General features: G+C 40.2%; 25 protein-coding genes and 1 tRNA gene. 1 reads left to right on the top strand and 25 read right to left on the bottom strand.

All coding sequences use genetic code 11. The annotated features are described in order from the left end of the window. Positions 1-8: 8 nt before the first annotated feature. The 18 genes from ACGHCK_RS04090 to pfkB all read right to left on the bottom strand — a co-directional run bounded on the left by ACGHCK_RS04090 (position 9) and on the right by pfkB (position 19,723). Positions 9-404, bottom strand: a complete 396-nt coding sequence (locus ACGHCK_RS04090; protein WP_202230480.1) for a response regulator transcription factor — start codon at positions 402-404, stop codon at positions 9-11. Beyond that, the gene (locus tag ACGHCK_RS04095) at positions 404-1,057 is read right to left on the bottom strand and encodes a GTP pyrophosphokinase (protein WP_251423402.1); all 654 of its coding nucleotides are present in this window, start codon (positions 1,055-1,057) and stop codon (positions 404-406) included. Before ACGHCK_RS04095 ends, ACGHCK_RS04090 begins: the two co-directional genes overlap by 1 nt. Positions 1,058-1,354: 297 nt before the next feature. After that, positions 1,355-3,121 carry a hypothetical protein gene (locus ACGHCK_RS04100; protein ID WP_394304477.1) on the bottom strand — a complete coding sequence of 589 codons (1,767 nt, stop codon included), beginning with the start codon at positions 3,119-3,121 and terminating at the stop codon, positions 1,355-1,357. 299 nt (positions 3,122-3,420) lie between these two features. After that, positions 3,421-4,413: a phospho-N-acetylmuramoyl-pentapeptide-transferase gene (gene mraY / locus ACGHCK_RS04105; protein ID WP_251420847.1), complete on the bottom strand. Its 993-nt coding sequence runs from the start codon at positions 4,411-4,413 to the stop codon at positions 3,421-3,423. A 90-nt stretch (positions 4,414-4,503) separates the two neighbouring features. Beyond that, positions 4,504-6,801, bottom strand: coding sequence for a penicillin-binding transpeptidase domain-containing protein (locus tag ACGHCK_RS04110; protein ID WP_251420849.1), 2,298 nt, complete (start codon positions 6,799-6,801; stop codon positions 4,504-4,506). Beyond that, positions 6,798-7,178 carry a cell division protein FtsL gene (locus ACGHCK_RS04115; RefSeq protein ID WP_202230475.1) on the bottom strand — a complete coding sequence of 127 codons (381 nt, stop codon included), beginning with the start codon at positions 7,176-7,178 and terminating at the stop codon, positions 6,798-6,800. Before ACGHCK_RS04115 ends, ACGHCK_RS04110 begins: the two co-directional genes overlap by 4 nt. A gap of 43 nt (positions 7,179-7,221) precedes the next feature. Next, positions 7,222-8,163, bottom strand: coding sequence for a 16S rRNA (cytosine(1402)-N(4))-methyltransferase RsmH (gene rsmH, locus ACGHCK_RS04120; RefSeq protein WP_251420851.1), 942 nt, complete (start codon positions 8,161-8,163; stop codon positions 7,222-7,224). Between the two features lie 121 nt (positions 8,164-8,284). Beyond that, positions 8,285-9,454 (bottom strand): peptidoglycan bridge formation glycyltransferase FemA/FemB family protein, encoded by a 1,170-nt coding sequence (locus tag ACGHCK_RS04125; RefSeq protein WP_271328563.1) that lies wholly within the window; start codon positions 9,452-9,454, stop codon positions 8,285-8,287. A 61-nt stretch (positions 9,455-9,515) separates the two neighbouring features. Next, positions 9,516-9,587: transfer RNA gene (locus ACGHCK_RS04130), tRNA-Gln, on the bottom strand. A gap of 452 nt (positions 9,588-10,039) precedes the next feature. Next, entirely contained in the window at positions 10,040-10,243 is a 204-nt protein-coding gene (locus ACGHCK_RS04135) for a DUF2969 family protein (RefSeq protein WP_202230472.1), read from the bottom strand. 329 nt (positions 10,244-10,572) lie between these two features. Beyond that, on the bottom strand, positions 10,573-11,793 hold the full coding sequence (locus ACGHCK_RS04140; RefSeq protein ID WP_251420855.1) for a hypothetical protein: 1,221 nt from the start codon (positions 11,791-11,793) through the stop codon (positions 10,573-10,575). Further along, positions 11,794-12,213: a hypothetical protein gene (locus ACGHCK_RS04145; protein WP_202230470.1), complete on the bottom strand. Its 420-nt coding sequence runs from the start codon at positions 12,211-12,213 to the stop codon at positions 11,794-11,796. An 857-nt stretch (positions 12,214-13,070) separates the two neighbouring features. After that, positions 13,071-13,928, bottom strand: coding sequence for a class II fructose-1,6-bisphosphate aldolase (gene fba, locus ACGHCK_RS04150; RefSeq protein ID WP_251420857.1), 858 nt, complete (start codon positions 13,926-13,928; stop codon positions 13,071-13,073). Between the two features lie 25 nt (positions 13,929-13,953). Beyond that, positions 13,954-14,883 carry a tagatose-6-phosphate kinase gene (lacC, locus tag ACGHCK_RS04155; protein WP_251420858.1) on the bottom strand — a complete coding sequence of 310 codons (930 nt, stop codon included), beginning with the start codon at positions 14,881-14,883 and terminating at the stop codon, positions 13,954-13,956. 14 nt (positions 14,884-14,897) lie between these two features. After that, a complete protein-coding gene (locus ACGHCK_RS04160; protein WP_251420860.1) occupies positions 14,898-16,049 on the bottom strand; it encodes an SIS domain-containing protein in 1,152 nt (383 codons plus the stop codon). A gap of 154 nt (positions 16,050-16,203) precedes the next feature. Beyond that, entirely contained in the window at positions 16,204-16,851 is a 648-nt protein-coding gene (locus tag ACGHCK_RS04165) for an HAD family hydrolase (RefSeq protein WP_202230503.1), read from the bottom strand. 1 nt (position 16,852) lies between these two features. Next, entirely contained in the window at positions 16,853-18,781 is a 1,929-nt protein-coding gene (locus ACGHCK_RS04170; protein WP_251420863.1) for a fructose-specific PTS transporter subunit EIIC, read from the bottom strand. Positions 18,782-18,790: 9 nt separating this feature from the next. Next, positions 18,791-19,723, bottom strand: coding sequence for a 1-phosphofructokinase (gene pfkB / locus ACGHCK_RS04175; protein ID WP_251420864.1), 933 nt, complete (start codon positions 19,721-19,723; stop codon positions 18,791-18,793). Between the two features lie 156 nt (positions 19,724-19,879). On the opposite strand from pfkB, the gene ACGHCK_RS04180 reads away from it, so the two are divergent. Then, positions 19,880-20,638, top strand: coding sequence for a MurR/RpiR family transcriptional regulator (locus tag ACGHCK_RS04180; protein WP_202230464.1), 759 nt, complete (start codon positions 19,880-19,882; stop codon positions 20,636-20,638). A 31-nt stretch (positions 20,639-20,669) separates the two neighbouring features. Here ACGHCK_RS04180 and ACGHCK_RS04185 read toward each other — a convergent pair whose 3' ends face one another. The 7 genes from ACGHCK_RS04185 to ACGHCK_RS04215 form a co-directional block, all read right to left on the bottom strand. Next, complete coding sequence (locus ACGHCK_RS04185; protein WP_202230463.1) at positions 20,670-21,509, bottom strand: PTS system mannose/fructose/sorbose family transporter subunit IID; 840 nt, start codon at positions 21,507-21,509, stop codon at positions 20,670-20,672. Further along, positions 21,499-22,308: a PTS mannose/fructose/sorbose/N-acetylgalactosamine transporter subunit IIC gene (locus ACGHCK_RS04190; RefSeq protein ID WP_271328119.1), complete on the bottom strand. Its 810-nt coding sequence runs from the start codon at positions 22,306-22,308 to the stop codon at positions 21,499-21,501. The genes ACGHCK_RS04185 and ACGHCK_RS04190 overlap by 11 nt, the downstream gene beginning before the upstream one ends. Before the next feature lie 122 nt (positions 22,309-22,430). After that, complete coding sequence (gene agaV, locus ACGHCK_RS04195) at positions 22,431-22,907, bottom strand: PTS N-acetylgalactosamine transporter subunit IIB (protein WP_202230461.1); 477 nt, start codon at positions 22,905-22,907, stop codon at positions 22,431-22,433. 89 nt (positions 22,908-22,996) lie between these two features. Next, entirely contained in the window at positions 22,997-23,272 is a 276-nt protein-coding gene (gene yajC / locus ACGHCK_RS04200; RefSeq protein ID WP_202230460.1) for a preprotein translocase subunit YajC, read from the bottom strand. Beyond that, positions 23,273-23,695 (bottom strand): PTS sugar transporter subunit IIA, encoded by a 423-nt coding sequence (locus tag ACGHCK_RS04205; RefSeq protein WP_202230459.1) that lies wholly within the window; start codon positions 23,693-23,695, stop codon positions 23,273-23,275. Between the two features lie 150 nt (positions 23,696-23,845). Next, positions 23,846-24,988 (bottom strand): N-acetylglucosamine-6-phosphate deacetylase, encoded by a 1,143-nt coding sequence (nagA, locus tag ACGHCK_RS04210; protein ID WP_271328118.1) that lies wholly within the window; start codon positions 24,986-24,988, stop codon positions 23,846-23,848. 130 nt (positions 24,989-25,118) lie between these two features. After that, positions 25,119-25,871 (bottom strand): MurR/RpiR family transcriptional regulator, encoded by a 753-nt coding sequence (locus ACGHCK_RS04215; protein WP_251420870.1) that lies wholly within the window; start codon positions 25,869-25,871, stop codon positions 25,119-25,121. Between the last annotated feature and the right edge of the window lie 35 nt (positions 25,872-25,906).

The following is a 25,906-nucleotide window of genomic DNA, read 5'->3' on the forward strand; positions in this document are numbered from 1 at the left end:
TTTACTCCTTACTCTGTTTCTTCATTTTTTTGTTTTTCAAACTCAATACGGCGGAAAATTGCTTTGACACGCATGACCAGCTCCATTGGACTAAAAGGTTTCGTAAAGTAATCATCACTTCCCAAGTCCAGTCCTGTGGCATAGTCTAAATCACTGTCACGTGCAGTCAACATAATAATCGGAACTATACTTTGGGCACGAAGGGCTTTTAAGATTGTAAAACCGTTTGAACCAGGCATCATGACATCCAAGATAACAAAGTCACTTGGTTGTTGATTAAAACGCTCCAATAGCAAATCTCCTGTCGGAAAATCTTCTACTTCAAATTCTTCTTTTTCCAAAAAAGCTTTAATTGCTAAGCGAATATTATCATCATCATCCGCAATGTATATTTTTTTAGTCATTAAATCTCCTCCTCATTTATCATATCTACTAATTCATGAATAAGATACATCCGATTATCCAGCGCATGGATTTGTTCTGCGCATACTTGAAGCTCGTTGCTAAGGTGGTCTGGCATTTCCCCACCATACTTATAACGAACCTTGTGTTCCAATGTCGCCCAAAAGTCCATTGCTGACGTACGAAGTTGTATCTCTACGCGGCAAGTTTGGTTGTCAAAAAGGGGACCAAGATAAACTTCCAAAATCATATGATAAGAACGGTAGCCACTTGGTTTCGGATGCTCCAAATAATCCTTTTCACTGATAACCTTAAAGCCTTCTTGACTTTTGATAATATCCACTATTTCGTAGATATTTTTGGCGTAAGCGCAAATGATTCTTACTCCTGCTATGTCAGATAAATATTGTTCAGCAGCTTCTGCTGTCACGGGTAAACCTTTTTTCTTCAACTTACCCGCAATACTTTCTGGGGATTTTATCCTCTTCTTGATGTGCTCGATCGGATTAACCGGTTCATAAGCGTTATAGTAGGCATTGAGATTAGAAAATTCGGTCATTATGACCGCTAAGGCGCATTCGTATTTGACTAGATTTTGCTTAAGTTTTTCAAATTCTTCTACTTCAAAACGAGTATTCATTATTTCTTTATTCATGTCCCATTCCATTCTTGAAAGAGTTTTCACATACATTCATTATAACAAAGACTGCAAAATTTATCAGTTTTAAAGTCTCTCTTCTCCTTCCTTTCTTATTCTTAAACTCTCAGTTAAAACGAAAAGAGCTTTCGCTCCTTTTCCATTACTTATGTATTTTAGCTTAAGCTATGCTTGATGCATAACAAGAAAATTATACGCCATCCATCTTAAAGTCCACTCAATTGAAACTTATCTTTTTCTAAAAGAGGGAAAGTTTGTATATTCTTTTATTGTTTTGAACATGCTGATTACTGCTTATATGTTTGAATTCCATGCTCCGTCTTGGTCGCGGAGGATTATGGATAAAGCTTGTGGAAATACACCGGCCGCATTAGTCCAATGTGTTACAACATTAAATGTGCCACTAGCAGCTGCAGCATCTGGTCCCGAAAGCATCCATGAATGTGTCTCATTAAACGGTGTTCGTGTCCATCCGCCAGTCATATTTCTTGAATTCATTGTTGGAAAGGCCTTCCCAGGACCCGAAAGATGGTTGACTTCCGCTACAGAAAGGGCAAATGCCTTCTTCTCGCCGTTAGGGTCCACCTCCGCAAAGTCATTTTTCAAAGCATCCGTAAAAGCTGGATGTTCAAAGTCTAGAATAAAGGCTCGTGGCGTGCCTACAACTGGCATCACCCCACTAGGCCATCTTGCATCATTCGAAAACCAATTAAGAAAAATATACGCATCAGGACCTGCACCAGTAAATTCTTTTTGTACAGGTTGTACTTGGCGTTGTATAACGCTGGGCAAGTTATTATACCAGTTCTTAGCAGCACTGTCTAAACTTGAACCATTATATCCTTCAACTCCCAAGATAGTATTCCATGGAGTAGTAATCTGATGAAAATTAGCAGTTTGTACCAAATGATTTCCATCCCCCTTGTTCTCAAGATAGCGGTATTGCGTGCCACGCATCGAGAATGTCTGCCCCGGCTCCATCTCACCAAGGATAGGTAAGCCATTACGTACTTCATCCACTAACTGTTTGGCAAGGTCGCTATGGTTTTCTGGGGCTTCTTCCCAAAGGGCAGACACATCACCATCTGTGTTGGCGACCATATTGGCAACGGCCTTAATCCCGTAGTAATAATCTCCCCGAATCCCGCTCGTAGAAAAATTAGCCTGATCGAGGAGGAAAGAGGTCGCTTCCTCTGGAAAGAGTAGGTTGGCCCAGTAAGCCCAGCCTGTCTGGGGATCCACCACCCAGAAGTTGCCGACACGGTCTTGAACGGGTAGGGCATTCCACTGACTGAGCAACATGACCGGCTGGTCTTGGATGACGGTTTGGCGAGCCGTGTGTGTCCCGGCTTCTGTATCGGGCGGTGTTCCTAGGAGCGAGGTGGCTGTGCTGCCGCTGTTCCAGTAGCCATCTGTCCCATTCCCGGGATGTGTAACCCCTGTGGCATCTGCGCCGGCATTGGTTCCGTTAGGGCTAGCCGATGTATCCGCCTCTTCTCCCGACTGGGTCCAGTCACGCCCGTCTCCTGCGGCTGCTGTCTTGTGGTCATCGCGGGCGCGGTTAAAGGTCGGCATGAAGTAGGGAGCATTCAGCTGCCCAGAGCCGTCTGTGGCTGCTCGGGGATTCCAACCGACGGTCCAGCGGGCCCGGGCATTGAAGACGGCGCCCGGTCCGACACGTTGGCCGACTGTATTGCCTGAGGCTTCTGGTGTCCAAGGCGTCCATGTGCCCGTGTCTTCTTTGATGGGTTGGACTGCGTTACCGTCTTCCACCTCTTGCGGGTCGGCTTGGACTAGAGATTCGCCATTAATTTCCATGTATTCGAGGAGTTTTACGCGCACCAAGATAGGAGCATCGCCAAAGTTCTCGGCGAAGACATCCTTGTTGCCTGAGGCACGGTCAAAGTAGTCGTGTAGGCGGCCTACTTCTTCGAAATTAATATTTCCACTTCGGTCATTGATGGCCCGCTGTGTAAAGGAGAACCATGCAAAGGTACCCGAAATCAATAACAAGACTGACAGTATGACTAAAAGGATGCCTAGTTTTCTCTTTTGTTCCATTTCTATTTTTCCACCTACTCCATAAATATGATGTAACAAAAGAAATCTTTTTGTTACAAACTCTAAGAGTATTAAAAAAAAAAAAAAGAAAATGAAAGTGAAATAGTATTTAGATGAGGAGAACAAAGCTTCTTAAAATGAGCGTAATACATCTAAAAGGCTATGGTTTAGGTGTTTCACGGGAGTAGAGCAAGGAGATTCAATCACTGGCCTATCATTTTTATAAATTACTGCAGCTATAAAAAAATGGCAATAGATTTTTCATCTAGAGCCACAAAGTTTACAGAGCACTGTAATTTTTATATGTTGAAATAAATAAGAAGGGCTAAGAGAGACAGGACTGCCGTAACAGTCCAAAACACGATATCAATCTTCCACTCGCTCCAACCCTTTCCTTTGCCCGAAAATCCACCAAGTTCAAAGTGGTGATGAATGGGGGTCATGCGGAAAATACGTTTCCCATGTGTCAACTTAAAGTAAGAGACCTGCATCATGACGGAGACTGTTTCTAAGATGTAGATAAAACCAATCAGAAGAAGGGACCACTCTGCATGCAGCAGGATGGAAATCATGGCAATAAAACCACCAAGGGCTAGACTTCCAACATCTCCCATAAATATCTTCGCAGGCTTGTGATTGAAAATAAAGAAAGCAAGTAAGCCACCAATAACAGATAAGAGGATAAGAAGTACATCATACCGTCCCTGCGCAACAGCTATGACAGCATAGGCACTTAAAGAAATAGCAACCGTGATACTTGCTAAACCATCGATACCGTCTGTAAGATTCACAGCGTTTGACCAGCCAACGAGCCAGAAAATAATGAAAATGGCAAAGAACCAGCTCAAATCAATTTTCCAGCCCAGAATATTGAGAACATTTGTACTGTCTACTTGCATCAAAATCAAATAAGAAACGATACCCGTAGCGATTTGTGCTATAAGTTTGTGGCTGGCTTTGAGACCCCCATGATTTTTTTGACTAAAGACTTTCATGAAGTCATCTAAAAAACCAATCAGCGCGTACATTGCTAAAACCCACCATGCTGTAATAAACATGGGTGTGAATTGGCCAAAGGTGAGAGCGAAGACGGCTGAAACGAGGAGCGCTGAAACGACAAATACCAGCCCTCCCATCGTTGGTGTACCTGCCTTACTGGCATGTTGTTTTACTTCTTCAAGCGTGGGTTGTCCCCCAAGTTTTTTCTTGTGAAAAAACATAATAAAGCGTGGAATTCCAATCATGGTTAAAACCAGCGCAACTAGAGCTGCTAAAAATGCAGTGATTAACATAGTGCCTCCGACTGTTACTTGGAAACTTTGTTTCCTTTTTTATAGTTAGAGCTTTCCTAGCTCAAAATTGAAAGAGGCGAAAAATTTCGCCTAATTCATTGTCACTGTGATTGTTTGATTATCTTTAAGTTTGGTTCCCATCACTACACTTTGTGTGTTAACATGGTTACCAGAACCTTGATATTCGACTTTCAAGTTATACCATTTGGCCAGCTGTTCAACTTGCTCTTTAGACCATTTGAACATATCGGGCATGAAGTGATCCCCATCAGTGAGGAGCATGACAGGTGAATTTGCCTTGACTTCTTCACCTTTAGGTACAGATTGGTCAGTTATTTTCGTCCCTTGACCTATAACGACCGGTGCTAAAAGATTACGACGGAGCTCATCTGAAATCTTACCAGGTGCTTCCCCTTCATAATTTCCAATAGTAACTTTACCCTCTTTTAAATTAGCCATATCTGATGCAGCTGCATCCTGATTCTTGATTTGTTCTGCCCGTGTCATCAATGGGTTGGCAACATCTGAAATGTAAGTCAACGACCAAGGATTTGACGGAATTTTAATATTCATGTAGAAGATAAAGTCGGGATTTTCTGGTGGATACATGGCTACAGCAGAATAAATATTGTCTTGCATGCCTTTAAGATATCCTCCCGTTTCTGATGCAATTTGTGCTGTCCCTGTCTTCACAGCCATAGTATTCCCATTAACCATAAAGAGTGGACCAGGAGAATGTCCTTGCGATTCGGTAGTGAGATAAGAAGTTCCCCATGTTGGATCTGTGTTAACACCAACCATTAAATCTTTTGTTTTGTTCACAGCATTTTCAGAAACTGGTCGCCCAATCACTTCTGTCTGATTTTTCAAATAAGTGTTGTTGTCTTTATTTACAATCCTATCAACAATGTGTGGCTCAAGCATTACGCCTTTATTGGCGAAACTGGTCCAACCACGCAAAAGCTGGATTTGAGTTGTACTGATCCCTTGTCCAAATGAAGATTGGACTTGAGATACTGGATTACTGTCGTCAGGAAGTGAGCCGAACTGCTCTCCGCCCATACCGATACGTGTAGGTATACCAAATCTAAAACGACGCAAATAGCTGTCCCAGAGATTATTTCCCATATTTTGGACAATTCGTGTCATTCCTGTATTACTTGACATCATGAAGCCTTCAGCGAAGGTAACTGTGGATGGTAATTTAAAGCTGCCATCTTCAGTCTCATTGGCATCCCAGTCATTAATTACAACATCGTATAAGTTTACACGGCGATAGTAAGAAGCATTCAAGTCCACCTTATTACTATCCAAAGCTGAGGCCATGAGGAAAGTTTTCATGACTGATCCAGGTTCAAACTGCGACTGATAAAGCATACTATTTTCCGTAAAATGCGGCTGTTCCCGCGTTGCCTTATCATTAAAGTTATTGGAGCTAAAAGTCGGGCGTTGCGTTGTGGCTAAGATATCTCCTGTATGCGCATCCATCAGTGTAGCTGAGAGCTGCTGACCTCCAGACCTTTTCACGGCTTCATCCATGAGTGTTTCTAGAGTGCTTTGCAAACGTGCATCCAAGGTTGTATAAATATCCTGACCATTTTTGACTGGTTTGCTTACTGTTGTTGTTCCAGGTAAAGGACGGCCATAACGATCTTTTTCATAAGTTTCTTCGCCATTGCTGCCACTCAAGATATCGTTAAAGGAAGCCTCTAAGCCATTAATACCAACCAAACCTGAGTTTGGATCACCTGGTGTTTTCTGTTGCGCAATACCAATAAACTGTGAAGCATAATTAGGTTCTGGGTTTGAGCGCGTCACATTGGCTGTGAAACCAATCCCGACTATGCCTGCATCTGCCGCATCCTTTTTCATCTGCTCCATCTTAGCCAGAGGAATTTTGGTTCCTGCCGATCCAAATTGGACTTGTGCTTTACCTGAATTTAATTGTTGTTCAATGAGTTTTTTGTCAATCCCCAACTCTTTATTTAGAAATTCTGTAACTTTTGGGAAGTCTGCCTTATCTACATAGAGCTTATTGTTGTTGTTGTCAACTTGTGCTTTATCAAGGACCGCATAAACAGTGTAATCACTGGCATCTACAGCCAGAGGGACACCATTTCTGTCGAAGATTGTTCCACGTTTAGCATAGACAGTGGTTGTATTTAAATAATTCGTTTTGGCCATTTCGGAGAGGTTGACACCACCGATTTCGTTCACTGTAATAATCCAGACAAAGCGGAATATAAAAATCGCAAACAGAGCAATAGCTACCAAAAATAGACTTTTACCTACACGTTTACGATTTTCTTCAGGCCTTTGATGGCTTTTTTTCGCTTTTTTCGAAATACGTCTGAAAGGAAGGGTAATTATTCGAAAAATATTTTTCATTTTGTCGCTTTCAATACATTATCAGAGTTGTAGGAGATACCATGGTCATCTATAACTTTTTGAAGTTTGTCTTGAGAGGTGAGCTCCTGAATTTTCTGATCATATTCAGAATTTTTTTGTTCTTTAGCAGTAATCTGACTGTTATAGTGCAGAGTTCTACTTTCTACTTCTTGCGTTTTAGTTTGGATGAAGAGCTGAGTAACTGCCAGAACTAATGCGACAATTACCATAGAGAGATAAAATACTTTTTCAACTCCAGAAAAGCGTTTAAATTTTTTAGCTAAAACTTCTGGTGCCAATGAATCTTTTGAAATTGCATAGCTGTCCTTTTTGGCTGCTGTTTCAATATCAAAATATTCTTTAGGTTGTGCGGCCATATTTTTCTCCCCTCTCTAATTCCATACTTATTTTTTTCAGATGTTAATTTCTTTGTTTTTCTGCTACACGAAGTTTAGCACTGTGCGCACGGTTGTTAAGCTTAAGTTCTTCGTCACTTGCAAGAATCGGCTTGCGATTGACCAGTTTTAGTTTGGCTTCCATATCTTTTGGAAGCAGCGGCAATCCTTTAGGGACATTAACGGTGCTGTATTCTTTAAAAATTGTTTTGGTCAAGCGATCTTCTAAAGAATGAAAGGTAATCACGCTGATCCGTCCGGAAACGTTAAGCAAATCAATTGCTTCTTCTATTGACTCCTCTGCTGCTCCAAGCTCATCATTCACTTCAATTCGAATTGCTTGAAAAATGCGTTTAGCTGGATGTCCTTTTTTCTTAAGTTCTTTTTGTGGAAGTGCAGACTTGATGATGTCTGCCAATTCCGTTGTCAACTCAATAGGTCTAAGCTTACGGGCTTGTTCAATCTTTCGCGCCACCTGCTTTGAAAACTTTTCCTCACCATAACGGTAAAAAATTCGGACCAAATCTTCATAAGGGTAATCATTGACCACCTCATAAGCAGACAGTGCCTGAGACTGATCCATTCTCATATCTAAACGCGCTTCTTTTTTGTAGGAGAAACCACGCTGGCTGTCATCAAACTGTGGACTAGATACACCTAAATCATAGAGTATACCGTCAATTTTTGTAATCCCCTGCTCTCCTAACTTTGAGCGCAAGTAGCGGAAATTACTTTTTATCAGAGTAACTTTGTTCTCATCCAAAGCCGTTTTCAGACGAACTTTAGCATTTTCATGCGCTGCATCATCCTGGTCAAAGGAATATAGATGCCCTGTTGTCAACTTACTCAAAAGATATTCACTATGTCCTGCCCCTCCAAGGGTTGCATCAACATAGATGCCATCAGGTTTAACCTCAAGCATATCAACAGTTTCGTGTAGCATTACAGTGTCATGCTTGAATTCCATGTTTACAAGTTTACAGGCAAAAAGCCCCTTCCTTCCCTAATAGCTAATATTCATTATAACATTTTTCTCGAAAATGTGTAGTAGTTTACAACCTATTGTAAACTTTTTTTCTTGCTGCCCCTCAATGCTTTGTTTTCTGGCGCTTGTACAGTGCATTTGCCATTTTATAAAGGAGTTTATTTACGGGTAAGTCAAATTCACCTACGTATTCTTCAATTCGTGGATTAAAATGCTTTTTAAATTTCAAGAGTCCATCTTTTTCTGAAAGAGAATTTTCTAGTCCCCCCATATTCAGTGTGTTTGCTCCATTTTTGAAGGCATGTTGTATCGTTTCAAACCATACTAAGTACGAAGGGTAATATTTTTGAAATGCAGTATCTGTTCCTGCATAAAGTGTCTCTGCTGCACCAAAAGCATTGATAGACAAGGTTCCTGCTACAGGAATGATTTCTCCTTTTTCAGCAATGAAGGCTGAAATATCAGAAATGTTTTTTTCAGCAATTGCAAGTTCTTCACTTAAAACTTTGAGACGTTTTTCATTTTTGGCTTTTGTTTGATTAGCCTTAATTTTTGCCACGTTGACTTCCATATCTTTTTTAACTTTAGCCATATCAAATTTCACCAAAGTTATAAAAGCATCTGAGCCATAAGTGTCCAAAAGTTTGGTGTAATAATCTGCGTCACGAAGGTTCACATTCTTACGTGCCTCAGTTTTTTTCATTAATTCAACAAAAGCAGGAACTAACTCCTTTCCACCAAAAACAATTTCTGGATAAGAATTTCGGGCCTTGCGAATAAATTGACGTGTTTTTTTGTCCAGAGTTTCTTCTGAAAAATCTTCCCTATAAATGACCGCATTGTAACGCGGTTGGATCGTATCATGCATCTCTGTCGTACGTCCAGTGTATTCCACACCAGAATTTGTTAAATTTGTCATGATATCATAGGCGTCATCAAATTTGTAGGCAGGATCAAATTTGATAAAAAGTGCTCTTTGACTTTTACCAAATTTCCTTAATTCTAACAAAACAAACTTTAACAAAGCTTTATCTGTGTAATCCATCAAAATACCACGTGGAATATACAGCATTGTAAAACCAAGTGGAAGAGGTCGAATCAAGACCATACTGCTCGCAACCAATTCATCCTCTTGATAAAATCCAATGATTTCTGATTTCCAGCTGCTCTTGATTGTGGCCCATTTTGAAGTTTGTAAGAGGTTTGGCATGCCGGAGGCAGCAACAAACTCATCGTGAAGGTGAGCGTCAAGCCCAATTTTTACTGTATACATACTTTTATTCTATCAAAAATTATTAAAAAAAAACAGGCTCAGCTTGAGCCTGTGCAAACAACTGGGGTAGCTGGATTCGAACCAACGCATGAGGGAGTCAAAGTCCCTTGCCTTACCGCTTGGCTATACCCCATTGCCTATCTTTCGACAACAGTAAGTATTTTATCAAATTTATTCATGGATTTCAAGAATTTACTTTTTTTTCAAAGAAGAAGCAAGATTTTTGTCCCTTCTGTTTTTATATATTTTCAAACCATAAACTTTAAACTGACTTATTCTGCTTTTCAAAATTCAGAAACTGAGCTTTATTCATGTGCCTCCATTCCTGTGGTTGCAACTTCTATCGCTGTCCTTTTACCTGTCCTTTCACATGAATAACTTTGCTTTTCAAATTCTTTTGTCCAATTGTTCGTCATGAACTAAAAAGAAGCGCCCGACAAAAAACTTTGTGTGAACGCTGTCGCTCATTTATTTTTATCTTTTGAAAAATATGGAGGCCTCGAAAAATTCGTTAACCCACCTTGACTGATTGGCGAATGAACTTCAATATCGGGGGGATTCATCTTCATCATAGGTTTTACATTATTATACACCTAAATTATAAGCTTTTATTGCTTCTTCCAGTGCCTCAGAAAACTCACGGGTAACAGCAATTTCTTTTCCCGAACTTACAGCCACGAAGCTGCCATTTTCCTCAGTGATTTCAGCAATAATTTTTTTCCCTGATTTTACTTGAACACCTGTTTCTGTATCAATAATTTCAATTTCTGTATCTTTTTTCTTAGGCATAATCAGTCTCCTTATCATTCTTTTTGAGGCACTTTCCTCAACTGTTCAATGATACCATTTTGATTGACTTTTGTCACGCTATTCTTTTGTGCAAGATCTCGTTCATTAACCCAATAAATAGTGAATAAACTGCTAGGTACTTTAGTTCATATTTGTCTCTATGTCAGGATTTTCAAATAGAGGTAAATTTATTTTCTTTAGCATTGATTCTCAGTGAGCTTCCTCAATCACATACTGTTCGTCATAAAAGATTACTAAACAAAATAGAGTCCAGCAATTATTTAGTCTATAAATTAAAGGGACATACTTCTTTCACGACTCGTTCATTTCTATAAAGATTTCAGTTCTTGCGCCAACTCCTGATCTCTAGAGACTACCTCCGAAATTTTAGCCTTAATCTTATTCTCAAGATTTTCGAACTTTTCACTCGTGCGCTTCACTTGACTTATCTTGTGTTGGTATATTTGTGTAGGAGTGCCCACAATAGCCTCATGAGTGAAACCTGCCTCTTCAAGAGCTTCATAAACTTCCCATTTATCCAACTGATTGCCTATACTCATAGCTTCAGATAGTGTTTCTTGCCAGTGTTCCTCTACTTGTTTGATCCCATCTTGATAAAGTTTCATAACTTTACTCAAAGCCAAGTTAAATTCAGCCCTAGCAGTAGAAACAATGGCTAGAGCTTGGGCAGAGTCCAAATATATTTCTTCTGATGAGGATAGTCCACCTCCACTTTCCAAAAAATTAGTGCGAAGATATTCCAATTGAAACATTGCTTGTGAAAATCTAACATTTAAAAGACTTTGACTTTGTTTTATACGAGCAGCAGTCATAGCCGAAGATTTTGGAAGTTTGACCATTCCATCTTTATCAAATTTCCAATCTGCTAAATCATGACTATCTCCATCTAACCAAACTATGGTACCATAATCTTCACTATTAAAAAATTCTGAGTTAAAGTCATTCCACACTGTTACATTATCATTCTTTCTCCGATAATTAATAAACCAATCTGAATGACTCTTCATAAATTCTTTTTCCTTTTTAGACAGCGAACCATACTGAAACCAGCCATTAAAAACAGTTGTAGGAATATGAAATTTGGCTCCGACTTTGAGCATATATGCTGACTGAGAATATCCAGAAAGTTGAGTTATTTTCCAGTTTGGATGATTTTCCATTATATCTTGAACAAATTGTTCAGCAGAGGATTCTTGAAGAGAACCTATATCCGTTGCTGCATCGAGGGCTTCCAATAAATCAATAGGCTGACTTGGATCAGTTCCAGCAGCTACCACCGTAACTTGACTATAATCTACATGACCTCCTTTGACTGGTGCAACTGCCATTCCTTGAAATCCCCATTTCCCATTTTCAACAGAGATAACTCTAAATTCTTGACCACCAGATAATTTGAGAGTATTTTCTTCCCTTGACTTAAGTTGATTATCTGATTTAGCGACATAGGTCACGTACTTCCCACCTTTATATGCTGGATCCACTAAATATACTTGCTGATTCAAATCTCTTAATATTTTATCACTATTCATTTATTGTTCTCCTATAGAACCATCAGAGTAAATAACTTTTACTAGCGATTCTGTTTTACCATTCTGTAATTTTGGACGCGCAATAGAACCCACATAATTTTCATTTTCTTTGTCATTAAGAGTCATGGAGATGCTAAAGTTTGACTTGCTCACTGAGTCGGTTGAAACTGTGACATTCACCAATGTAAAACCAGTCATTGAATCATAAGAATAATCTTTATCGAAATCTATTTTTTTTAAACCTGAATAAGTATTTTTCACTTGCTCAGCCGCAATCTTTTCCATTTTCACAACTTCAGATAATTGCTGTTTTTCTTTTTTTATATTTTCTTTATTCATGTGTAATCTCCAAAAAAATCCTACTCCAACAATAGCCATAAAACAAATAATCATTATTTTCATTTGTTTTTTTATCTTCATTTGCTCATTTCCTTTTCAATTTCTTCTACTTTTTGAATTTAAAAAATGACTTTTAAAGTAATATCAGCTAAAACTTGATAATCATTAGGAATAATCTTCATTTGGTAACTTCACGTTTTTCATTACTATAAGTTACCTCTCATGAGTCTTTTTTAGTTGAACTTTCACCATGCCCTAGGATGTATAATTCAGACATTCTTTGTCTTAGGGGATATACGAAATATTCCGTTCCTACAACCCAAGAATAGCCATTTCCAGCGCTATTTCCTTCAGTTGCAAATACTGCCTTAGTCGCATAAGGTTCTTCTTTTTATGATAATGCTGATTGTCTTTGATTTTCTAAATTCTTCTTATGTGCTCAATCTCCCAAAATAATAACAATAGACATAACACCTAAAATACTTTTTTAACTTTCTATAGTCCATCTAAAAATTTATTGCTCTTTTATGAAGCGCGTCCGTTCAGTACAAAAGCAAAAAGATTGTTCTTTTCCTCACATTTTTATTTTATCATTCAATTTTCGATGTTGTCAAGAAATCTTAAGGTTTTGAAATCAAGTAAAGCTTCTTATCCTATGTTGCTTTTTACAATGTGTAAAAGTTTAATAAACACTGTTTTTTGAAGGATGTACTTATGAATGTGAATACAAGCTTCAACAGAAAGGAGTATTCTTATTGCTAATAAAGTACTATTCATTGTTTTTGAAATAGACAGTTTTCTAATCGTTTTACCAATGTTTATCGCCCGATTGATGAAAAAATAAAAAACCGTCTGGCTTGGCAAACTAACGGTTCTTTAACTTATTCCTACTACCGATTATTCGGAGGTACTGAAAACTTTTATATTTCTACTCAGCCTCACTCTCCAGCTTTCCCATCAGAACCAAGCACTTGAATTTTTTGTTTCACAAGTTCTTTAACGGCTTGTTTAGCTACGGAGTTGTACTTTTTCGGATCTACGACTTTTTCATCTTCGGAGAGGTAAGATTTAATGGCATTTGTGAAAACAGCGCGAAGTTCAGTGGCATAGTTAACTTTAGCAATCCCCATAGCAACGGCTTTTGAAACATCTTCATCAGGGATACCTGATGTTCCGTGAAGCACCAATGGTACATCGCCTGTTTTCGCTTTGACAGCTTCTAAGACGTCATATTGTAACTTTGGCTCTGCTTTGTAAAAGCCGTGTGAGTTGCCGATACCGATAGCTAAAAAGTCAACATTTGTCGCTTTGACAAATTTTTCAGCTTCTTCTGGGTCAGTGAAAGCTACCGTTTCCGCATTATTTCCATCTTCTTTGCCACCAACGATACCTAGTTCGGCTTCAACGGGAATCCCCATCGAATGCGCCATCTTGACCACTTCTTCGGTTATTGCGACATTTTCTTCAAATGGCTTTTTCGAAGCATCAATCATCACTGAAGTATAACCTGTGCGTAAACAACGTGCCACACGTTCAAAATCATCCCCATGATCAAGGTGCAGCACTACAGGCACTGAGACCTTGTCTGCTGCTGCTTTAACCATGTGGTAGAACATTTCTGGTGGTGTCGTATTGAGCGTACCTGACGTTGTTTGGACAATGACGGGTGCATGCATCTCTTCGGCTGCTTCTACGATTGCTTCCGCCATTTCCATATTTTCTGCATTAAAGGCACCAATGGCATAGCCATTTTTAAATGCCTTGTCTATCATTTCTTTACTTTTTACAAGTACCATTTTTTCTCCTCTTAGCGTCTTTGTTTTATATTTTTTCTACTTTGAGTTGGTCAAACAAAGCTTGATAATTCGTCCGATTAATATGACCTGTCTTCGCCTCCTGCGCATTGAGCATGCCACATACGTTAGCACCTTTCAAGGTATTCTCAACCCTTTCATGCTGACTTATCCCATAAACAAGGCCTGCAACAGTCGCATCGCCGGATCCGACAGGATTTACGACATCTATTTTGGGGATTTTCACACGATAAAAGTCATCCGAAACTTTAGCAAATGCGCCTTCTTTTCCAAGAGAAACCACAATCCACTCGATACCGTTAAAAAGCCTATCCTGTAAACTTTCTTTGATATTTTCTAAGGTGACTTCTTTCCCTAACAAATCCGTCAACTCTTCCAAGTTGGGTTTGATTACACTTGGTTTATCTGGGGTTTTAAGCACTGCTTCAAGTGTGCGCCCCGAACAATCCAAAACAACTGTTTTCTCCTGCTTGTTGGCAATTGCGATAAGGTCAGAATAGAAAGTTTCCTGTAAGCCATCAGGCAGAGAACCTGAAATGGCAATTGCTTCAACTTCAGCTAATATTGCTTTAAAATTGTCAATAAATCCTTCTGCTTCTTCCCTTAAAATCCGTGGCCCTTTTTCTAAAATCTCGGTCTGTTGCCCTTCGTGTAAAATCGCGATACAGTTGCGTGTCTTTCCAGAAATCTTAGTAAATCGACTATCAATGCCTTCACTTTTTAAGTTCTCGACAATCTCCGCACCTAAGATATCGTCAACAAAGCCTGTCGCCAAGACATCTGCACCTAATTCTTTCAGCACACGTGAGACATTGAGCCCTTTACCACCAGCCGTTTTACCAACCTGTGCCACACGATTGACCGTGTTTAAGTGAAAGGTTTCCAATGGATAAGAAATATCGATCGCAGGATTGAGTGTGACTGTTAAAATACTCATGGTTTACTGCTCTCCTATTTTTCCAGAGGATGGATAATCACTCCTTTTACGACACGGTTGACTGTGCCTGATGCTGAAGGTGTATCAGGCGTATTTTTCGCCAAAATTGAAGCATTCAAGGCAATGACATGAGCAAAAGCAAATGCTGGGAAGACGAGATAAGCCTCCTTGAGTGCTGGTGCTTCTTTATAAGCAAAACCTTCCGTAAGATGTTGTCCAATGACGACTGTTCGTTGAGCAATTGCATCATCGGCAACCTCTTTGTAGAGATCCAAGTCATATTGACGTGTATAAGCGTTATTGGCAGCAAATACGAAAACGACAGTATTTTCATTAATGAAAGATTTAGGTCCATGACGGAAGCCCATCGAGCTGTCAAACATGGTTGCTATTTTTCCTGCTGTTAATTCCAAAACCTTGAGTTGAGCTTCACGTACAAAACCTGAAAGTGTACTTGAGCCCACATAAACCATACGGTCTGTATCATCATTGAGAAAACTTACAATTTCCGTTTCTCGCTGAAAAACATCTGTAGCCAAATCCGCGGTAATGCTGACCTGCTTTTCTTTATCCGAAAGTTCTTCTGTTGAAAAAATAAGCGTTGATAAAAGCGTCATTGAACTGCATGAACCCGTCATTGCAAAACCTTTATCGTTAGACTCATCTGGCAGGATACAAGTCAACGCATTTTCCATGGTGAGGGCTTGCTGAGCGAGCTTGCCTTCTTTGGCGCAAGTAATCACCAGCTGATAACTGTCTTGGACAAGCTCTTCGACAATGTTGACCGCTGCAACAGATTCAGGGGAGTTTCCGCTGCGCGCAAACGAAACCAACAAGGTCGGTGTATTCTGCTCCAAAGTAGCTTGTGGGGCCGCTACGATATCTGTTGTTCCGATTGATTCAAAACGGAAATGTTCCGTATCTCCCAGCTCAATTAAACTTTTAAGTACGGTGTCCCCCACATACTGCGAGCTACCTGCCCCAGTGAAAATAACTCGGATAAAGCCATGTTTTTCGATCAGTTTTGCTAAGAAAGCATCAATTTCTGTTTTTCTTTCTGCGTATTCTCCGAAAACCTTGCGCCATAATTCTGGCTGCCCTAAAGTTTCTTTAACGGTGATAGCCGCACCTAGTTCTTTGAGTCGTTCTTCTGGTAATTGAAGCATATTATTCCCTCGATTTCTATTTTTCTTTAAGCTTATGGTGTCTATTATAAGGTGATAAGCATAGGAAAATTTTCCAAATGGCACTTTATCAAAACGGAAATTTTTCCTGATTTCAAGGGGATGTTTCAATGCTCCATAGAATTATTTCGTCACATCATGAAAAACCGAGAAGTTCCAGTACTTCAGTTAAATGCTCAACGCACCTGTCCGCCTGACTCTGGTCACTGCCAAATCGTTGGTCTCTAAGCGCCCAAACCGTTGCGCCCGCTGCTTTTCCAGCTGTGATTCCATTAGGTGAATCTTCAATGACAAGCACATCAGATGCTCTGGCATTCAACTGCTCCATGGCAGACAAATAAACGGCAGGATGGGGCTTGGACGCTGCAAAATCTTCGCCAGATGAAATAACCTCAAAATATTTACGAAGATTGTGTGTATCTAGAACTTCTGCAATTTCCTCGTGTGACGAACTTGAGGCTAAACCAATCTTTAGTTTTGTTTCAGACAAGCGTTGCAGCACAACTTTCACATCGGGAAAGAGCATTTCCTCGATGGGAAAATGGCTCCTTTTTTTATAGGTGAAGAACTCTTTTTGTAACCTTGCCGCTTCTTCCTTATCAAAATCCTCTCCCAAAATGAACGGCCACAAGTCTCTCAGAGGACGACCTAAAAGTTCACGGCGATTTAGATGGGCGATCGGAATGCCCTTTTTCTCGAAAAAAGCATCAAATACTTGGGCATAATGATACTCCGTATCGACCAATACGCCGTCCATGTCAAAGATAATCGTATTAAAGCTCATCTTATACTCCTGCATATGCAAGGTTTTCTGAAGCTTCTTCACTATTTTCAGCGAGTTTTTGGTTAATGATTGACACAATCTCTGCTTGACTGTCCGCTGCTTTTAACTGGTCAATCACCGCTGGTATCATGAGCATTTTTGCGACAGATGAGAGCAATTGCAGGTGTGCTGTACCTTTTTGATGTTCGGGGATAAAAAGTCCGATGACAAAAGTAATCGGTTGCCCATCTAAGCTGTCCCAAGCAATGCCTTTCTCATTTTTTACAATAATCAAACTGGCTTTATTAATATTTGACGATTTAGCATGTGGGATAGCAAAGCCGTCCATCATGCCTGTTGTTCCTTCGAGTTCACGTGCCACTAACTTTTCTTTGACTTCTTCCTTGTCCGTAGCGATACCTCGTTGGACTGTTTTTTCTGCTAAAAAGTCGAACATTTCATCTCGTGTATTGAATGTCTGATTGAGAAAGACATCATTTTCAGAAAGGAATGCTGAGGGAGCTAGAATTTCTTCAGTGGCTAATTCTTTATTTTCACGTTTTTCCTTCTCCCAGCGACGTTTTTGATAGAGACCAAGTAAAATTCCACCTACTGCTGAACCAATCAAAATTGATAAAACCCATTGGAAAGCACCTGTGACAACAGGTAAAACCAGAAATCCTCCATGTGGCGCGGGAACCTTTACTCCGAAAAGATAAGTTAAAATTGAAGCGATTGAAGACCCCACCATAAAAATAGGCAAAATAATCAAGGGATTTTTAGCTGCGAAAGGAATTGCTCCCTCAGTGATATGTGTGGAACCTAAGATGAGGTTCACAAGCCCTGCATTACGTTCTTCAGTATTGTAATATTTTCTAAACGCAAACGTTGCAATACTTGTAATCAATGGCGGCGCAATACAAGCAGCCGACACACCTGCCATAAAGGAGTAATTCCCTTGAGCTAAGAGCGCTGTACCTGTAACATAGGCAGCTTTGTTGACCGGCCCTCCCATATCAAAGGCACACATTGAACCAACAATAAGTCCTAAAACAATCGGGTTACTGTTTTCAAATCCAGCCAAGAAGTTCATCATGGCCTGATTGATGGTTTCCATAGGACCTGCTAGCAAATACATAGCTATTCCGACAATTGCGACTCCTAGAACCGGTAAAATAAAGACAGCTTTTAATCCATCAAGAGATTTGGGCATCTTACGCAAGAGTTTTTGAAGGAAAAGAATCAAGTATCCCGCCAAGAAACCTGATAGAATTCCTCCTAAGAAACCTGCACCACCAGCATTTGCTACGATACCACCAATCAAACCTGCAACAAGCGCGGGACGTTTAGCAATGCTTTCGGCAATGAAAGCTGACAATATTGGGACCATCATTCCCATAGCTTGTCCGCCAATATCCTTGATCATCGCTGCTGTGGCATTATATGTTGCGTGATCGGGTTCTGCAGAATGAATCCCCCAAACTGCAAAGGAAATCGCAATCAGAACACCACCAGCAACAACGAAAGGCAGCATATGCGAGACACCATTCATAAGGTTTTTGTAGATGCTGTGCCCGATTTTAGATACATCTGGTACGGTGGAAGAATTTTCCATAGTTGCTGTTCCGTCCTTGATTTTCCCTTTGCCAGCTAAGGCATCTTTAATCAAGCGGTCTGCCTCTTTAATCCCTGCTGAAACAGAAACTTCAATGATACGTTTTCCAGCAAAACGCTCTGCATGGACATCTTTATCGGCTGCAATAATTACAGCTTCAGCATGACGAATGTCCTCGTTTGTCAATTCATTTTCTACACCAATCTGTCCATGTGTTTCCACCTTGATTGATACACCTGCTTTTTTTGCTGCCGCTTCTAAAGCTTCCTGTGCCATAAACGTGTGCGCTATCCCTGTTGGACAACCTGTCGCAGCGATTATTTTATAGTTTCCCATAAATCCTCCTTATAGTTTATTCATAATTTCAGTAACAGTAATTTGCTCCATCAGCCGTGGCACATCGGAAAAGTCAGTCAAGCCCTTTTGGAAAGCTGTAGAAGAGCCAGCTGCAATTGCTGTTTGCAAATTTTTTCCGATAGCTTCATTTTTGATTATTCCGGCTAAGAAAGTTCCAAGCAGGCTATCGCCTGCACAAGCTGTGTTGACAACTTCTCCTTGTGGTGCATTGACGGCTAAGATTTGGTCCGAATTGATAAACAAGGCACCTTTTTCTCCCAAGGAAATCAAAACATTTTTCGCTCCCTGCTCCACCAATTTTTTACCGTAATCAATCACATCTTCTGGCGTTTTTAGCGCCACATTAAACCAGTGTGCCAGTTCCTCATCATTGGGTTTAAGTAAAAAAGGTTCGTAAGGCAAAGTATCCAGTATTTCGGCATAGCTGGTATCAATAATGAGTTTCACCTTGTTCTCTTGACAAACCGCAGCAACCTCTCTTAGGAGTGTAGACGGAACACCTTCGGAAAAACTGCCAGATAAACAAAGGTAATCCCCTGCTTTGAGTTGATGCACTTGCTTTAAAAACATTTCCACTTGCTCAGGTGTAACTTTTGGCCCTTTATTAACCAGCTTATATTCCATATTTTCTTTTTTTACATGTGTAAAAACGTTGATTCTGGTTATACCGTCCACTTCGATAAATTCTGTGTGGATGCCTTCATTTCGGAGCGTGTCTTCGATGAAATTTCCAGTAAATCCAGCCTTAAATCCCAGTGCTGTACTTGCCACTCCGAGTTTCTGCAAGATTAAAGAAACATTGACTCCTTTTCCATTGGCTTGAACATCGTACTCGTCTGTACGGTTTACTATTTTAGGAGACATCTCCTTGGTGTCAATAAAAAGATCAATGGCTAAATTTAGTGTAGCTGTGTAGATCATTGAACACCTCACTTTCTTTTTATCATAGTCTTATCATAGCGCATTATTTTTGTACGCGCTTACAAGTTTTTGACATTTCTGAAAAATGTTACACTTCTATTTTTAAATTTGCTATACTTAGGTTAATAATTTTTGAAAAATAGGGAGGTATATACTGTGAGTACTAAACTAAGTGACTCTGAGCAATATTTATGGAATTATATTGAGCGTAATATTATAGAAATCCCTAACTATTCCATTGCTGAATTAAGTGTTGAAGCTGCGGTTTCAACGGCAACAATCGTACGTACACTAAAGAAAAAAGGCTATTCTGGCTATGCCGACTTCAAGTATAAACTTAAAGAACGAAGAAAGTTACATGAGGATTTTTCACAGTTTGATCAAGAGGATGAAGGGATTCGTTTCGTCATTACCAAAAATGAACAAGAAGTGATGCGGACCCTCTCGATGATTAACATTCAAAAACTTGAAGAAGCAATTCGGATCATCACTGCTTCAAGACGGCTCATTTTGTTTGCCCGCGGTTTTTCCGAAATGGTCGCTCAAGAGATGATGACCAAGTTTCAACTGACAGAAAAATACTGTGAGTTCTTTACCGATCCTGAAATCATCAAAATCATGAGTAAAAAGTTATCTCCTGAAGATGCTGTCCTCTTCATTTCTTTAAATGGTGAAACTCCAGAGCTGGTAAATGCTGCGCAAAATTGCCAGCAGCACAATATTGCAACGCTTCTTCTTACGACAGCTGGTGAATCTACGCTAGCTGCCCTCTCTGACGTTGCTCTAGTTGGTTTTAAATCAGACGGCTCCTTTTTCCCAGACTATGAAGTACGCTCACGACTTCCTCTGACCATTCTTTCACGGATATTACTGGATTCTTATGCCTTAAGAAAAAAAGAAACACAAAAAAAGTAAGTGTGGAACAAGCGCACTTACTTTTTCCTTGTTACGGCCAGATTGAAGGCCAGATACCGATTCCTGAGCCGAGAATACCCAGACAGAGGAGCAAAAGGATACAACGAATCGGTGTCCACTTGTGCTTTTGCATGAGATAGAACAAGAGCAAAGTTAATCCTAACGGCAACATTGATGGCAAGATACCATCTAAGATGGATTGAATATTAATTTTAGCTTCGCCGTTTGGTATGACTATATTTACTGAAGTAGCCCCCATAGCTGAAGTCAAGGCTCCAACTACGAAAATCCCAAGGATAGAGGCCGCACGTGTAAATTCTTTTGCATTAGCAGTCATGATGCTAATGGCATCTGTTCCTTTTCGGTAAGACCAATGCATCAAGAAGTAACGCAAGCCGAACTGTACAGCATTGAAAATCAAGAGGAAGATGAACGGTGCTGCGATATTTCCAGCAATGGCCATATTGGCTGTAATACCGGCGGTGATTGGTACAAGCGTGAACCAGAAGAGCGCATCACCAATCCCTCCAAGAGGTCCCATCGCTGCGACACGGACAGCACGTATCGTTTGAATATCTGTTTTATTTTGCTCAAGTGAAAGCACAATCCCCATGACAAAGTTAACCAGAAATGGGTGTGTATTGAAAAATTCTAAGTTGTGCGCCATTGAAGCTGACAGATCTTTTTTGTCCGTGTGGATTTTTTCCAAGCCGGGCAAGATAGAATAGAGCCAACCACCTGCTTGCATCCGCTCATAGTTAAAAGATGCTTGGAGGTAAACGGAGCGCCAAACCATTTTGTTGAGTGTTTTCTTATCAAGTTGTGGTGCTGGCGTTTGATTAGAATAATTATCAGGAATATTAAATACCATCTTCATAATCTCCTTCACTAGCTGATGCTGCAGGGGCAGCTGTTTTGAGTTTTGTATTCATTTGGAAATCCCAATAGGCGAATGCAAAACCGATGACGGCGAGTAAAAGTAATGCTGGTCCTTTAAAAGCTTCGATACCAGTAACGATAACTGCAAGTACAAACCCAAGGAAGTAGAATCCCCAAAGTTCTTTGGAAACCATGACCTTAATCAAGATTGCAAAACCGACATAGCGCATCATATTTCCTGCTGCACCGAGTCCACTCATAAGCCAGGCTGGGATAGCATTTACTACAGTATCGCCAAAGGCTTGTCCACCGACGAAAAAGAGCGTAACAACAATACCAAAGATAGTACCGAGCGCACACATAGCAAGCCAGTTAATTTTAGCAATTCCGGCTGGGTTTGCTTCTTCGGCATATTTATCCGCAACACCCATTACCGGTGCCATAACTGTGAAGATTAAAGTTACACCATATTGTCCGAGTAGTGAAAATGGGATGGCAGTAGCAACGGCCGCTGCTGGTTCTAACCCAAGTGAAATGGCAAGAACTGTTGCCATAATCCCTCCGATAACCGCATTCGGTGGTTGAGCTCCTCCGACCGGCATGTTACCAATGGTCATCAGTTGATAAGTCCCCCCGACAATCAAACCGGTTTGAACATCACCAAGAATAAGACCGATGACCAAACCTGTAACGATAGGCTGGTACAAAGATTGAAGTAAACTAAATTGGTCAATGGCGACAACAAAAGTCACTGCAAAGATCAAAATAATCTGAAAAATGGAAGCATCCATAAGTTTTTCTCCTTATATTTTTTTATGATTTTTGATTCGAAATAAGTAGTGCGCGATCAAGGATAAGCACCTTCATCCTAAATACACCTTCCTCATCAAAAACTCTTGTTCCCTAAACTAAATTAATTAAAGAGCTTTCCGAGTGGCTCTACGGGTGTAGTTGGCACGCGCTGTATCTCAAGCTCAACACCCAGTTCTTTCAGTTTCTTAAAAGCTGCCACATCATCGTCATCCACAGCAATGACAGTTGCAACTTGACGTTTTCCTTCTGACATGTGCATATTACCGATATTCACTTTTTTAATGGGTACGCCACCTTCAACAAGACGTAAAACATCTTGTGGGTTTTCACAGATAATGAAAATCAACTGACGATCCGCAGCTTTACTGATAATATCAATAGTCTTTTGAACACTAAAGTAGCGTGTAGCCACTCCAGTCGGTGCGGCCATATCCATCAGTGCTTGACGCTGTGGATTGCTTGCCACATCATCATTTGCGACAAGCAAAAGGTTTGAACCGACAAAGCTGTTCCACTGTGTGGCAACTTGACCGTGAATCAAGCGGTTGTCAATACGAGTAAGTAAAATATTTGGCATAATAATGACCTTTCTTAATATCAAAGCGGAGACTGAGCATCCGTATTTAAATTTTATTAACTAACCTAGAAACTAGGAAAATGAACCTTTTACAATATCTGCGTGATGGCATAACGCGAAACTTTAATCACCAACTTATCCGCAAGCTTGATGCGACAGAATTCTTCATCTAAGTCAGTAATAATTCCCGTCAATCCGCCACTAAACATGACTTCACTCCCTACAGCAAGAGTCTGATGCAACTCGGCGATAACTTTTTTACGCTTGCTAAACTGCAGACCACTAACTATGCTATAAAAAGCACCGCCTAGAAGAATAAAACCAATAAAAACAAGTGAACTGTTGATAATAAATTGTGCTGTCATCTAGATGCCATCACTTTCTTCAGCTTCTTGCACTTTTTTGCCAAGCTCTAAGTCAAGAGTGACGCCATCTTTAGCTGTGGAAACAGACAAGTCAAGCATTAAATCAACTTCTGCTCCCATCATTTCTTGAGAAACAAACTCAATCAGCATGGGAAGATTCGTGCCCGTAAAAATATGCACCTTTTTCTTATCCCCTTTAGCTATCATCGCTTTATTAAAAGGTGTCCCTCCAAGTAAGTCCGTAAAAATAGCTACTTCTTCACCACTTTTACAAAAATCATTTAAAGCGTTTTGATATTCTTCAAGGTTAGTTGCTTCATCAAAAGTAAGTGTGAGCAAGTCTACCTGTGGACCAGTAATTAATTCGACTGCGCTCTTCATGCCTTCTGCAAAATGCGCATGGCCAGAAATTAAAGCTTTCATCATTTCTCCTTGTCTTCTAAATTTATTTTTATTATAAGCTATAGATTGTAGGAAATTTTTCCAAATATTAAGTAACATTTTGGTAAACTTTTCCAAATTAACCGCTTACAACTATTTTGTTTAGTTGATGCGTAAATTCAATTTTTAGAATTATATCGCCCGTTCACCGTCTACATACACTTCCGAAAGTTGCATATCAGGGCCTAGAACGATGAAATCTGCACTGTACTCTTCTTTAATCTGCCCACAGCAATCATCGATATTGACGGACTTCGCAGCAGTCAAGCTTGCCATCATAATGGCTTCCTCTGGTGTTGCAATGCCCCAGTCTACCACATTTTTAATCGCATCCTTTAACATGAGGACAGAGCCAGCCAAACTATCTCCTTCTTTAAGATGGACCGCGCCTCCTTCGACACGTACAGGAAATTCTCCCAGCATATAATCTCCATCGGGCATTCCTGCAGCACGCATCGCATCCGTAATCAAGACCGTGTGCGCTGCCCCCTTACTTTGAATTAATATTTTAGCCGCTGTCGGATGAACATGATGTCCGTCACAGATCAACTCGGCATAGGTATTCGGAAGGCTCAGTGCCGCACCAACCATTCCGGGTTCCCGATGGTTAAAGGGACTCATGCCATTAAAGGTATGGACAAAGACAGTAGCTCCCGCTTCTACTGCTGCTGTTGCTTGGGCTAAAGTAGCGTTAGAGTGCCCCAAAGCAACCGTGATTCCTCGCTTTGTTAAAGCTCGGATAAATTCGATACTTCCTTCTCTTTCAGGTGCAACGGCTATTTTTCGAATCATACCATGCGCTGCTTGGTTCCAGTTTTCGAATTCTTGCACATTTGGATCTGTCATATAAGCGGGATTTTGGGCACCTTTATGCTGAGCAGTAAAGTATGGTCCTTCAAAGAAAAGTCCTTGTATTTTGGCTCCTGTAACCCTTGGTTTATAATTTCCAACTGCTTCGCAGACTTCTCTGAGACGCCCATGTTCCCCTGTCAATGGTGTCGCGATCCAAGAAGTTACAGCTCCTCTAAGTAAGCCCTGGCTCATCTTATCAAGAAGCTCTGACTGCCCATCCATCACATCTGCGCCATCGAAACCATGTATATGTGTATCCACCAATCCTGGCGCAATCCAGTATCCTGTATAATCTTTAACCTCAGCATCTTTAGGAACTTCTTGTCTGTGTTTACCAAATTTGCCCTCTTTAATTTCTAAATAGCCGCCACTGAGCGTGTGATAAGGATAGAAAAATTTATCTGCTTTAATATAGTAAGTCATACCTTGCCTCCATTTGTCTTTTTTCTTAGTATAAATCAGAAATAGGGGGAAAATTTTCCGAAATACCCTTTGAGTGGTCGGAAACTTTTCCCCAAAAAAGCAGAGGTCTTACAACCTCTGCTTGGTACATTTAATCTTCCCTAATTGGAGCTAAATTTTTGTAAAGGGCAAAAGCATCCAACAAGATGCGATTCACAACTTGTAAACATAGGCGACTGCCGACATCCAAACCAAAATTAATCGTTTTTTGTGTGGACTTATAGGCATGAATGCAAACATCCGCCTGACTTCCAATAGAGCTGGGCATGGCGCCAACGAGAGCAATAATCTTCGCCCCACGATTTTTTGCCTTATGCAGCGCTTGAGCAATCTCTGGTGTCTCACCACTCAAAGAGAAAGCAACGATTAAATAATCACGGTTGGCTTTACTTGCAAAATACTGCATATAGTCAAAATCATCATGAATCACACAAAGTTTTCCAAAAAGTTGCAGCTTATCCATCATTTCCCTCGCAACATTGGCACTTAGGCCCGCACAAAAAATCATAATTTTGCTGTGATGATTGATCAGTTTGATGGCAACTTCAATATCATCTGCTGAGAGTTGATTAATGGTGCGTGTAATTTCTATTTCATTTTTGCGAATCGCTTGATTGACTTCTTTAGAAAAACCATTCTTCCGTCGTTCATTTTTGGTATTACGAATGGTTTGTTTAAAGTCTGAGTAACCTTCGTAGCCCATTTTTTTCAAGGTTCTGTTGACTGTTGAAACACTCACATGTGACTCTGTTGCCAATATAGAGATAGATAAATTTGGGATCCGATTTAGATTGTCTTGGATATGGTTCCAACAATACGACTCTGCTTCACTCAATGTTTTCATTCGTTACTCCTTTATTATTGAACCATTTATCTTTG

It is taken from the genome of Lactococcus muris (assembly GCF_042849115.1).
Taxonomy (GTDB): domain Bacteria; phylum Bacillota; class Bacilli; order Lactobacillales; family Streptococcaceae; genus Lactococcus; species Lactococcus muris.

Excerpts from the sequence above, each read along its gene's own strand:
- ACGHCK_RS04090 (WP_202230480.1), bottom strand. The coding sequence starts at position 404 with ATGACTAAAAAAATATACATTGCGGATGATGATGATAATATTCGCTTA.
- ACGHCK_RS04095 (WP_251423402.1), bottom strand. The coding sequence starts at position 1,057 with ATGAATAAAGAAATAATGAATACTCGTTTTGAAGTAGAAGAATTTGAA.
- ACGHCK_RS04100 (WP_394304477.1), bottom strand. The coding sequence starts at position 3,121 with ATGGAACAAAAGAGAAAACTAGGCATCCTTTTAGTCATACTGTCAGTC.
- mraY (WP_251420847.1), bottom strand. The coding sequence starts at position 4,413 with ATGTTAATCACTGCATTTTTAGCAGCTCTAGTTGCGCTGGTTTTAACC.
- ACGHCK_RS04110 (WP_251420849.1), bottom strand. The coding sequence starts at position 6,801 with ATGAAAAATATTTTTCGAATAATTACCCTTCCTTTCAGACGTATTTCG.
- ACGHCK_RS04115 (WP_202230475.1), bottom strand. The coding sequence starts at position 7,178 with ATGGCCGCACAACCTAAAGAATATTTTGATATTGAAACAGCAGCCAAA.
- rsmH (WP_251420851.1), bottom strand. The coding sequence starts at position 8,163 with ATGGAATTCAAGCATGACACTGTAATGCTACACGAAACTGTTGATATG.
- ACGHCK_RS04125 (WP_271328563.1), bottom strand. The coding sequence starts at position 9,454 with ATGTATACAGTAAAAATTGGGCTTGACGCTCACCTTCACGATGAGTTT.
- ACGHCK_RS04135 (WP_202230472.1), bottom strand. The coding sequence starts at position 10,243 with ATGCCTAAGAAAAAAGATACAGAAATTGAAATTATTGATACAGAAACA.
- ACGHCK_RS04140 (WP_251420855.1), bottom strand. The coding sequence starts at position 11,793 with ATGAATAGTGATAAAATATTAAGAGATTTGAATCAGCAAGTATATTTA.
- ACGHCK_RS04145 (WP_202230470.1), bottom strand. The coding sequence starts at position 12,213 with ATGAAGATAAAAAAACAAATGAAAATAATGATTATTTGTTTTATGGCT.
- fba (WP_251420857.1), bottom strand. The coding sequence starts at position 13,928 with ATGGTACTTGTAAAAAGTAAAGAAATGATAGACAAGGCATTTAAAAAT.
- lacC (WP_251420858.1), bottom strand. The coding sequence starts at position 14,883 with ATGAGTATTTTAACAGTCACACTCAATCCTGCGATCGATATTTCTTAT.
- ACGHCK_RS04160 (WP_251420860.1), bottom strand. The coding sequence starts at position 16,049 with ATGCTTCAATTACCAGAAGAACGACTCAAAGAACTAGGTGCGGCTATC.
- ACGHCK_RS04165 (WP_202230503.1), bottom strand. The coding sequence starts at position 16,851 with ATGAGCTTTAATACGATTATCTTTGACATGGACGGCGTATTGGTCGAT.
- ACGHCK_RS04170 (WP_251420863.1), bottom strand. The coding sequence starts at position 18,781 with ATGGGAAACTATAAAATAATCGCTGCGACAGGTTGTCCAACAGGGATA.
- pfkB (WP_251420864.1), bottom strand. The coding sequence starts at position 19,723 with ATGATCTACACAGCTACACTAAATTTAGCCATTGATCTTTTTATTGAC.
- ACGHCK_RS04185 (WP_202230463.1), bottom strand. The coding sequence starts at position 21,509 with ATGGTATTTAATATTCCTGATAATTATTCTAATCAAACGCCAGCACCA.
- ACGHCK_RS04190 (WP_271328119.1), bottom strand. The coding sequence starts at position 22,308 with ATGGATGCTTCCATTTTTCAGATTATTTTGATCTTTGCAGTGACTTTT.
- agaV (WP_202230461.1), bottom strand. The coding sequence starts at position 22,907 with ATGCCAAATATTTTACTTACTCGTATTGACAACCGCTTGATTCACGGT.
- yajC (WP_202230460.1), bottom strand. The coding sequence starts at position 23,272 with ATGACAGCACAATTTATTATCAACAGTTCACTTGTTTTTATTGGTTTT.
- ACGHCK_RS04205 (WP_202230459.1), bottom strand. The coding sequence starts at position 23,695 with ATGAAAGCTTTAATTTCTGGCCATGCGCATTTTGCAGAAGGCATGAAG.
- nagA (WP_271328118.1), bottom strand. The coding sequence starts at position 24,988 with ATGACTTACTATATTAAAGCAGATAAATTTTTCTATCCTTATCACACG.
- ACGHCK_RS04215 (WP_251420870.1), bottom strand. The coding sequence starts at position 25,871 with ATGAAAACATTGAGTGAAGCAGAGTCGTATTGTTGGAACCATATCCAA.